The sequence below is a fragment of the Candidatus Cardinium sp. cByotN1 genome (assembly GCF_022810525.1).
In the GTDB taxonomy this organism is placed as follows: domain Bacteria; phylum Bacteroidota; class Bacteroidia; order Cytophagales; family Amoebophilaceae; genus Cardinium.
On the sequence record NZ_JAACGG010000103.1, the window covers coordinates 1 to 2087 of the forward strand.

Sequence of the window (2087 nt, forward strand, 5' to 3'; positions counted from 1 at the left end):
TTTCCGCTCATCCAATGGCTTATGCTAGGAAAAATCGCGCCTTTTTTTTCATCAGCACTTGTTTTTTTGGCTACTTTTTGATCAAACAAAAAGTAGTTTTAAAAAATTCATTTTTTACCAGCGTCAGGAACAGATACGATGCTTTTTTGTAATTTGATTTTAATATAAAATTTTTTATTATAAAATTATTTTGTTATAAACAAGTAATATTATTAGTTTTTCAATTTTATAATTATGAAAAAGATAAAAACCTATTATTCTTCTATTATTTGTTGGCCCCATCTATTGGTAGTATTGGTTACCTGCAATGGTTACTCAAAAAGTTATATGACTGGTAATCCATCTTTAGAGCAAGAATCGTTAGGTGACCATCCATCTAGTTCAGACTCATCTACGCTTGATGAAGTCCTACAGAAAATAAATAGTTTGTTTGAAAAATTTAAGGAATGTTCTAGTTATGTTGATCAACATAAAGCTAGCTATACTCTTGATAAGATCAAGGAAATTGATGCCCAATTTCAGGCTAAACAGAGTGGATATGCCCACGAGGAATTGCTAATGCTATATAATAATTTAAGCTTGGTTGGTGTTTCTAAAATACCTTCGGACGACTCCTTACCCGTCATGCGCTTGAAAGGACCCCCCAATCCCTCTATTATGTTGCCTATATTGAATTATTTATCCTGTTGGCAAAAAGCTGCTTCTAAGCAGTTAAAAAATATGTTGCGTAACCCATTGATCAAAGAAGCTAATCTAGAAGATTTTGGTCAAAGTACCAAAGTATCTAAAATGGTTATGGTTAACAATACCAAAATTAACCTTCATAAAGTACTTAGTAAGCAGTCGGTTAAGTCGAAAAGCTACACCCAGCCTCATGTTAATACAGCTGATCTTGAGAAGTTTACTCTTAAAATTTCAGATTATCTAAATGGGAATATTATACCTTATTGGGCTAGCGTAGCCCAGCTGTTGATATTCCGCTTGCTTAATAATAGTCTTGCTAAAGGAAAAATTGTTATTCAAGAAGCTAAAGCAAATTATCAAAAAGCTTTAGAAGTTATTGCAGCTATTTACAGCCCAGATCATATTCAAGCTTGTAAAACCTGTTTAGAGACTGAATTGAAAAGTGCTATGGCGTATAAGTCAGGCAAGAGTGGTTATAACCCCATAGCAATCTTTGCTAAGCTAGCGCAATGTTTTTTGAAACCTATTGATGATATGTATGCTACGCTTAAGCCTTTAATAGATAGGGTTGAATCTACAGATGATGACCATGCTATGCTTAAAGAAAAAGTAAGGTATGGCCTTGACATGTTTTATCATATTGTCTACGGTTTTAGGATCATTGATCTAATACCTGCTTTTGGTAATCTCGTAGCAATTTATAGTGCTAATATGGAGCATTCCCGGGAGCAACAAGATCGGTTACAACGCGTACCCATAGAGGTAATCTATTGCTTAACCACTAACCTCTGTTTTGCTTCTTTTATTGCCAATAAGCATACTACACTCGATCAAATTAACAACCAGGTTGGTAACCTTACTAATTATGTAAGTAACTTATTGAAACGAGTCAAAAATTAAGTTTTGTCAGATGTTTTGTAAACATATTACGTGTCGTTTTTCCTTGAGCTATAGCAATTTGGAAGAGATCATGCATAAGATACCCACAATTGACCATGCTAGATTAGAGCGATATACCATCAGCAAGCAAAACTTACAGCTGAAGTAGCCAAACAGCCTCTCGTACGTTTAAAGCCCGCGCAGCGGGCAAGTGCTGTTTTTTTAGCTGTAAGTCTTACGTTCAGCAATGCTTTACCCAGGGCTTAATTACCCCTTTTTTTTCTTGATAAGAAACTGGAAAAAATGGCTGCGAACCAATAGACTGAATTAATATTAATATAGATGTAAATCAATAAAATATATCTATATTTCCGTTCACCACTATGGCTTATGCTAGAAAAAACGCGCCCTTTGAAAAAAGTGCGATCAGAAAGCGCAGTTTACAGAAGAAAAGAAGAACAGTTGCCGAGAGGGATTGCAGGTAGGCTCCTGTTTTTCCAGCTGTAAACGAAGCTTTCAGCCAC

Annotated in this window: 1 protein-coding gene; it reads left to right on the plus strand. The window is 35.1% G+C overall.

The annotated features are described in order from the left end of the window. The first annotated feature begins 234 nt into the window (after window positions 1-234). Window positions 235-1584, plus strand: a complete 1350-nt coding sequence (locus MUW73_RS02935; RefSeq protein WP_243018695.1) for a hypothetical protein — start codon at window positions 235-237, stop codon at window positions 1582-1584. The last annotated feature ends 503 nt before the right edge of the window (window positions 1585-2087 follow it).